7 protein-coding genes are annotated in these 7,793 nt (G+C 68.8%); all 7 read right to left on the bottom strand.

All coding sequences use genetic code 11. The features are described 5' to 3' along the window. Positions 1–154: 154 nt before the first annotated feature. The 7 genes from ABIR74_RS06740 to ABIR74_RS06710 are packed head-to-tail and all read right to left on the bottom strand — an operon-like array spanning position 155 to position 7,701. On the bottom strand, positions 155–1,537 hold the full coding sequence (locus ABIR74_RS06740) for an aminotransferase class V-fold PLP-dependent enzyme (RefSeq protein ID WP_348176268.1): 1,383 nt from the start codon (positions 1,535–1,537) through the stop codon (positions 155–157). After that, positions 1,534–1,854, bottom strand: coding sequence for a Rieske (2Fe-2S) protein (locus tag ABIR74_RS06735; protein WP_348176270.1), 321 nt, complete (start codon positions 1,852–1,854; stop codon positions 1,534–1,536). The genes ABIR74_RS06740 and ABIR74_RS06735 overlap by 4 nt, the downstream gene beginning before the upstream one ends. Then, positions 1,854–3,047 (bottom strand): cytochrome P450, encoded by a 1,194-nt coding sequence (locus tag ABIR74_RS06730; protein ID WP_348176265.1) that lies wholly within the window; start codon positions 3,045–3,047, stop codon positions 1,854–1,856. The genes ABIR74_RS06735 and ABIR74_RS06730 overlap by 1 nt, the downstream gene beginning before the upstream one ends. Continuing rightward, complete coding sequence (locus ABIR74_RS06725; RefSeq protein ID WP_348176262.1) at positions 3,044–4,153, bottom strand: NAD(P)/FAD-dependent oxidoreductase; 1,110 nt, start codon at positions 4,151–4,153, stop codon at positions 3,044–3,046. The genes ABIR74_RS06730 and ABIR74_RS06725 overlap by 4 nt, the downstream gene beginning before the upstream one ends. Further along, entirely contained in the window at positions 4,150–5,091 is a 942-nt protein-coding gene (locus ABIR74_RS06720; RefSeq protein WP_348176259.1) for a TIGR03619 family F420-dependent LLM class oxidoreductase, read from the bottom strand. The genes ABIR74_RS06725 and ABIR74_RS06720 overlap by 4 nt, the downstream gene beginning before the upstream one ends. 22 nt (positions 5,092–5,113) lie before the next feature. Beyond that, a complete protein-coding gene (locus ABIR74_RS06715; RefSeq protein WP_348176256.1) occupies positions 5,114–6,259 on the bottom strand; it encodes a class II histone deacetylase in 1,146 nt (381 codons plus the stop codon). Continuing rightward, entirely contained in the window at positions 6,256–7,701 is a 1,446-nt protein-coding gene (locus tag ABIR74_RS06710; protein WP_348176253.1) for an aldehyde dehydrogenase, read from the bottom strand. Before ABIR74_RS06710 ends, ABIR74_RS06715 begins: the two co-directional genes overlap by 4 nt. Between the last annotated feature and the right edge of the window lie 92 nt (positions 7,702–7,793).

Here is a 7,793-nt window from a genome sequence, read left to right as displayed (position 1 = left end):
CGTGAACGACGCATTGCCCGCGGTTAAGTCAGAGTTGCGGGTCGATAGGAGCCAGCTGTGAATGGGGTCAGGTCTTGCATTGCAACACCCGGACGCAGTGCGAGACCGAGTCCAGCCGCTCAGGTGCTGCAATGCAAGACCTGACCCCTAGCCGCTAGCTCCCGAGCTCGACGGCGATGTCCACGAGCGCGCGAACGTCGTTATCAGTCGTGCGGAAGTTGACGAAGCAGGGACGCAGGCCGACCTTCTCGTCGATCGTCGCCGGCGCGACCCAGACCCGCCCGTCGTCCTGGAGCGCACGCACGAGTCGAGCGTTCTCCGCGTTCACGTCTCCGCCGGACCCGAGGTAGCGAAACGGGACGATCGAGAGTGGCGGTGGGCCGCAGAGGGGCTCGAGGGAGTCGTGCGCGACGACGAGGTCGTAGAGGAGCCGTGCCTGGCGAAGGTTGTCCTCGACCGCGTCACGGAACGCCTGCGCTCCGTGCGCCCGGAAGGCGAGCCAGAGCTTGAGCGCGCGGAACGGGCGCGAGTACTCGAGCGTGATGTCGACCATGTGCCCCGACCGCTCGTGCGGGATGTACGCCTCCTCGTGCGAGAAGGCCTGGGCGAGGTCTGCCCGATTGCGGACGAGTAGCACTCCGCACGCCTTGGGGAGGTAGAGCCACTTATGGGCGTCGAGCGTGACGGAGTCGGCTCGGTCGAGCCCGGCGAACAGTTGCCCGGCGGAGGGAGTCGTCGCTGCAGGCAGCCCGTACGCGCCGTCGACGTGAAGCCAGACTCCGGCGTCGGCACACACGTCGGCGAGCGCCTCGATCGGATCGCAGGCGCCCGTGAGGGTGGTGCCCGCCGTCGCGATCACGGCAATCGGGGTGCGGCCGGCGGCGCGATCATCCCGGATCGCGGTTGCGACGGCTTCGGGTACGAGCCTCCTGTCCGCGTCGATGGGCATCGAGCGTACGTTGCTCGACCCGATGCCCAGGAGCTCCGCCGCACGTTCGATCGAGTAGTGCGCCTCGTCGGAGCAGTACACCGTCGGAGAGACGCTCCCGAGCCCGTCGCGGCGTGACCCCGGGACGGCACGCTCGCGCGCCGCGGCGAGCGCCGTCATGTTCGACACGGTGCCGCCGCTCGTAAACGCGCCCGCGCCCGCCGGGTAGCCCAGGAACTCGGCGACCCAGCGAATCGCCTGATCCTCGATCTCGGTCGCTGCCGCCGCCCAGACCGCCATGTTCGCGTCGAAGCACGCGGCGAGCAGGTCGCCGAGAACGCCGACCTCGAGGCCCGACGACGCGACGAACGCGAAGTAGCGAGGGCGCGGCTGTGCAATCGACTGGTCCAGTGCTCGGCGGGCGTCCTCGAGCACCTCGAGGACGCCCGTGGGTGTTTCGGGCAGCGCAGCTGTCAGCAGGGTTCTGAGGTGCGATCCGATCGGAGGTTGCTGTGGCCGAGCCTCGTCAAAGCTGTTCCACGCCTCGACGACGATCTCGGACGCGCTGTGAAGTGCGATTTCGCGCGGAACGTCGAGACGGAGAGTCACGGGTGCAGAGTAGAGATGTCTGCGACCACGCGTTCGTCCGCCGTCACGGATGCCTCGACGACAATGATTGCCTCGAGAGCCGGCCCCTCGAGGACCGTACCGTCAGTCAGCGAGAAAAGTGCGCCGTGGCAGGCGCAACGAACCGCCGCTCCCTCGATCCATCCATCGCTGAGCGGGCACTCCTCGTGCGAGCACCACGTCTCGAACGCGACGTAACGACCTTCGGACCGGGCGACGACGAGTGTGAGCCCCTCAGCAGTCGCCGCGCGAAGCTCGCCGTCCGCGAGGTCGGCAGGGCCGAGATCGACGCTGGACATCACGCCTTCCACTGGACGTGCAGATGTTGCGGAGCACGGAACTCCCACCCATTGAAGCGCGGCGGACGTTCCGGATCGGACTGAAGGCCGGGGATCCTCTCGAATAGCTGCTGCACAGCGATCCGCATCTGGACTCGCGAGAAATGATGGCCTGAGCAGAAGTGTGCACCGAAGCCGAAGGCGCCGTGATTGCGCTTGGGCCGATACAGATCGAAGGCGTTGGCCGTCGGCCCCCAGACCTCCTCGTCGCGGTTCGCCGAGGAGACGAGAGCCCCGAGGTTGGCGCCCACCGGGAGCCTCACTCCCCCGAGCTCGGTCTCGACCTTGACGCGCCGTGTCTGCGTTCCGATCGGCGCGACCCAGCGCAGGCCCTCCTCTATAGCGTCCCGCACGAGCCCGGCAGGGTCAGCCGCGACTGCCGCCGCGTGACCCGACTCGAGCAGGCCAGCGACCGTGGTCCCGGCTGCGTGCCCGGGTTCCTGCATGCCGCCGAGCAGGATCACCTTCAACGTGGGAAGGATCACCGCCACCCGCTCGTCGAATGACCCCTCCGCGTGCTGCAACATCGTCGCGATCGTGCACGGATCCGGCGTCTTCCAGAGCCGCTCGAGAATCGGCATGAGCGTGCGGTCGATCTCCTCCCCGGTCGCATCTGCGACTTCCCACCTCGCGGGATCGTCCTCGAAGTTGATTGCCCCCTGCGCGAGGCCGTGAAACCACCGCCGCAGCGTGTCGCCGTCGATCTCTGCGAGCCCGAGCATGCTCCCGAGCGAGAGGACCGAGATCGGCTCGAAGTACTCGCTCATCAGCTCGGCCTCGCCACGGTCGGCGATCGTGTCGAGAAGGCGCTCGACGATCGGGGAGACGAGATCCGGGGAGGTCGCTTCGACGACCCGGGGGCGCAGCGAGGGGTCGAGCATGGCGCGGAGCTTCTTCTGCGGCTCACCGTCGAGGACGAGGATGCTCGGGCCGCCCATCACCCGGTTCAGCGGCGACGGGGTCACCGACGAGTCGATCAGGTCGACGTTGGACGCCGCGAAGTCCACGTCCGCCCACCGCGTGACGAACCAGAGCCCGACCGCGGGAACGAAGCACACCGGTGCCTCATGGCGCATCCGCGCGTAGATCGGATACGGATCGTCGTCGAGCTGCTCGACGGTGATACAGCTCGCCCACTCCTCGACCGTGTTCATGCACCATCCTGGACGATCGCTCGGGCCTCACGCAACCGACGCGGCGCGTCGACGACGAGGACGCAGACGGGCTCGCCCGACGTGTTTCGCCCGACGTGCAGCCCGTCCTCCTCTGCCCAGGTCGAAGCGGCCTCCGCGAAGCCGACCTCGGCCAGTCGGCGCGGCCCGATGTCGCTCCACCAGTACGGGAGCCGTTCGTACGGCCCGCCGTTGCCCGCGATCGAGTCGGCGACGTGCTCACCCGTGCCGATCGCAGCGTCCCAGTGCGGGAAGCGCATGGCCCCGAAGCGCGCGTGCGGCACGAGTACGAGGTCGCCGCAGGCGTAAGCACGCTCGTACCCTGGGACGAGCATGTCCGCCGCCACGGCGAGCGGCAGGTGTTCGGGATCGATAGCAAGGCCGGGGGGAGCGAAGGGCACTCCACCGGTTGCAGCGAGGATCACGTCCGCCTCGAGCGTTCCGTGCGCGGCCGTCTCGAGCGAGTACTCGGTTGCGCTCTCGATCGCGACGCCGCCGTGGAACTGCACACCGAGCTCGTCGAGCGTCTCGCGGCCCAGGTCGGGCAGGGGAGCGTGGAGTCGATCGAGCGGCCGATCGAGCAGGTCGACCAGGGTCACGGAGTGGCCTGCCTGGGCGAGCGTTGCCGCGCTCTCGGTTCCGATCAGCCCGGCACCGACGACGATGATCTCGACGGGGCCACTCGTCAACAGACGACCGAGGGCGTCGAAGACATGGGGATTGGCGTTCACGAACGCGCCGTCGAGACCCGGGATCGGTGGTGGCCGATAGGCGAGGCCGGTCGTGAGGACGACCCGCTCCGCCGCCACCGAAGTCTCGCCCTCCTCAGTCGCGACCGTCAACATGCAGGCAGCGAGGTCGACCGAGGCGACCATCCCATCGAGAAGGTCGATGCCGCGCTCGGCGAGGCGCGCCGCGTCCGAGAGCAACCGAGGAACGCCGTCTGCGAGCGCCGACTTGGTCAACGGCGGCCGGTCGACGGGAAGGCCGGGCCCGATCAGGAGGGGCCGGATTCCCTCACGCGCGAGGCGCATCGCGCACGCGGTGCCGGCGACGCCGTTGCCAACGATCGCGACCTCGGCTCTCACGCGTCGATCACCCCTACGCGCTCGACGACTTCGCGGCACCAGGCCGGGTAAAGGGCGATGTCGTCGATGAACTGCGACGGCTTGATGCAGAACGTCGTGAAGCCACGTGCCTGCTGCTCGGGCAGCGAGGCGAGAGCAGGTGCGAGGGGCGACGGGCTGTCGTCGTCCGGGAACACGGCCCGCATCCCGCCGACGAGCTCGAGCTCCGAAATGTCGCGTCCGACCGCCGCGAGCCCTTCCCGAAGCAACGTCAGATCGTCGTCGGATGGCTGCCCGAGAGGGTGGAAGCCGTGGGCATACCGAACGATCCGTCGGAGCAGCTTCGGATGAACCGACTCGCCGCCGAGCCAGAGCCGGGGACCCTCCGGCCTCCACGCCTTCGGCTCGAGGTAGACGTCCTCGAACGCGTAGTGCTCACCGGCAAACGAGGACGGGGTGTCCCGCCAGAGCACGTCCCACGCGGCGAGATGCTCGTCGAGCAGGGCGCCGCGCCGGGTGAAGGGAACGCCGAGGGCGTCGTACTCGTCACGGTGCCAGCTGACGGTCGGCTGCACGACGAGACGACCCTCGGACAGCAGGTCGAGCGTGCCGAGCTCGCGCGCGAGCAAAAGGGGATGTCGAAGTGGTGCGATGACGGCGCAGGCAGCGAGCCGGAGACGCGTGGTCGCTGCTGCGATCGCCGACAGCAGCACGAGCGAGCTCGGCCACGGCATCGCTGGATCCTGGTTCCCGGGAAGCGCGTAGTCGCGCGGGTTGCCCATGATCCCGTTCGCTCCGGCGCTCGGCCCGAGGACGATGTGCTCGCTGACCATCACGGCATCGAATCCGGCCTCCTCGGCGACCACGGCCATCTCGACGAGGGCGCGCAGGTCGCGTGGCGGGGTCAGCGTCCAGTTCTCGGAGAGGACGAGGACGAGCTGCGGGGTCAGGTCTTGCATCTCCCACCCACCCCTCGCGGAATCACGTCTCGGGCACCTCGGGTGGAGGATGCAAGACCTGTCCCCGCACGCCGGCAACGAGAGCCGCAGCCGCGTCGACCGCATCCTGCTGATGCGCGGTGATCTCCTGGCCCGGAACCCCGGCGAGATAGGCGAACGGGTCGTCGATCCCGGCGGAGAGGCCGGACATCGCCTCCACGACGGCCAGCCCGCAGAACGGGACGTGCCCGGCCGAGTAGCCGCCCTCGTGCGAGGCGACGAGCCGGCCGCCGCAGATCCGATCGGCGGCATCGAGAAGGCGCCGGGTCATCTCCCCGAACGCCGCAGCGGGAAGCAACATGCGCCCGAGCGGATCGAGAGCGCCCGCGTCGAAGCCACACGCAATCACGATCAGCTCGGGAGCGAACGCCTCGAGCGCCGGCACGACGACCTGATCGAGCGCCGCGAGGTACGCACCCCTGCCGGAACCGGCAGGGAGCGGAACGTTCAGCGTCGTCCCCAGGCCAGCTCCTTCGCCGACCTGCTCGAGGAGCCCGGAACGCGAGGGGTAGAGGCCGTCCTGATGCAACGAGATCGCGAGCACCGACGGGTCCTCCCAGAAGATCGCCTGCGTGCCGTTGCCGTGATGCACGTCCCAGTCGACGATCGCAACCCGACCGATCCCGCGCGCGGCCTGCGCGTGTCGAACGCCGATGGCGACGTTCGCGAAGATGCAGAAGCCCATGCCGAGATCGGCGAGCGCGTGATGGCCCGGGGGCCGGACGAGGGCGTACGCGTTTGCGACGGTGCCGTCGAGAACCGCGTCGATTGCAGCGATGGTTCCCCCCGCCGCCAGCTGCGCGATCTCGTAGGACCCGTTCCCGAAGGGCGATTCGCTGCCCGCGTCGCCGCCGCGACCGCTCGAGAGGTCCTTGATCCGCGTCAGATACTCGTCGGGATGGACGCGTGTGAGCGCCTCGTGCGATGCCGGCGTGGGCCGGAGAAGCAGGAGCTCGTCCGTGAGCCCGGTCGCATCGAGCAGGTTCTTGAAGCGACGCTTGGTGGCGGGGTTCTCGGAGTGCTCACCCGGCTCGAGCCAGCCGCCGGCCGGCAACTCGGAGGCGCCGGACCCCGTGTCGTGCCACATCATCCGCTCGTGCCAGACGAGTGCTGTACTGGGAGCGGTCATTCCGTCGTTCCTTCCGCGATCTGGAGCGTCTTCAGGTCGGAGTAGAAGTCGAGCGCGAAGTCGCCGCCTTCACGGCCGATACCGGAGATACCGATCCCGCCGAACGGCGCCGTGAGGTCGCGAACGAGGAAGGTGTTGACCCACACCGTGCCCGCACGGATCGCCCTCCCCACGCGCTCCGCCCGTTCGGATGAGCCCGTGTACAGGATCCCGGAAAGCCCGTACGGGGTCGAGTTGGCGAGCGCGACACCCTCGTCCTCCTCAGAAAAGGTCTGCACCGTGAGGACAGGCCCGAAGACCTCGCGCTGGACGATCTCGCTGTCATTCGAACGCGGGATGACGAGCGTCGGCTCGTAGAAGAGGCCGCCGCGCTCGGCCGGCTGACCGCCCCGGACGATCTCGTCGCCGTTTGCCCGTGCGCGCTCGACGAAGCCCGCGACGCGTTCGAAGTGGTCGCGATGGATGAGCGGCGTAACCGTCGTGTCGTCGGAGCGCGGGTCGCCGAGAACGTGCTCGTCGGCAAAACGGTGGAAGAGCTCCATGAACGGCTCTACCACCGACTCCTCGACGAGGATCCGCGTCCCGGCCAGGCACACCTGACCCGCATCGTCGAACTGGCCCGCAGCCTTCCGCGCGGCGGCCTCGAGATCGCAGTCCTCGAAGACGAGCAACGGGCCCTTGCCACCGAGCTCGCCAGTGAAGGGGACGATGTTCTTCGCCGCAGCGACACCGATGTGCCGCGCAGTCTCGGGCGAGCCGGTGAACGAGATCCGACTGACGGCCGGGTTCGAGACGAGCGCGGCGCCGATCTCCTCGCCGATCCCCTGCACGATGTTGAAGACGCCCGGCGGGAAACCGGCCTCGTCGACGAGATCGGCAAGAAGCGAGCACGACAGAGGCGACCACTCGGCCGGCTTGAGGATCATGGTCGAGCCGGCGGCGAGGGCCGGGGCCGTCTTCCAGGTCGAGAGCATGAAGGGCGCGTTCCACGGCGTGATCACGACGGCCGGCCCGCTCGGCATCCGCAGCACACGGTTGTGAGTGCCGTTCGAGTCCCACACGCGCTCCTCGTAGGCGACCGCGAGGTCGGCATAGCTGCGGTAGTTGCGCGCTCCGCGATTGATCAGGCGCGCCTTCAGCGAGCGAAGCAGCATCGCCATGTCGACGCACTCGACCGGCGCGAGCCGCTCCACGTTCGCGTCGATCAGGTCGGCGAGTCGGTGCAGGTAGACCGCGCGACCCGACGCACCGAGCGCGGCCCAGGCCGGGAAGGCCTCGGTGGCTGCGGTAACGGCGAGGTCGGCCTCCCGCTGCCCGCCGCGCGCGATCTCGCCGAGCGCCTCCTCGTCGATGGGTGAGTAGTCAGTGAACGTGCTCGAGCTCGCAACGCGCTCGCCCCCGATGAAGTGGTCAGGAGAGACCTCGATCCCGGCAACCTTCATGCCACCCTCCCGAACGCGAGCGTGCCGACGTCGACCATCGTGTGACCCCCGTCTACCGGGATCACAGCTCCGTTCACGTACGACGCGTCAGC

This window comes from Gaiella sp., assembly GCF_039915195.1.
Taxonomy (GTDB): Bacteria; Actinomycetota; Thermoleophilia; order Gaiellales; family Gaiellaceae; genus Gaiella.
Note: the sequence above shows the minus strand (reverse complement) of the source record. Positions and strands in the feature narration are given on the sequence as shown.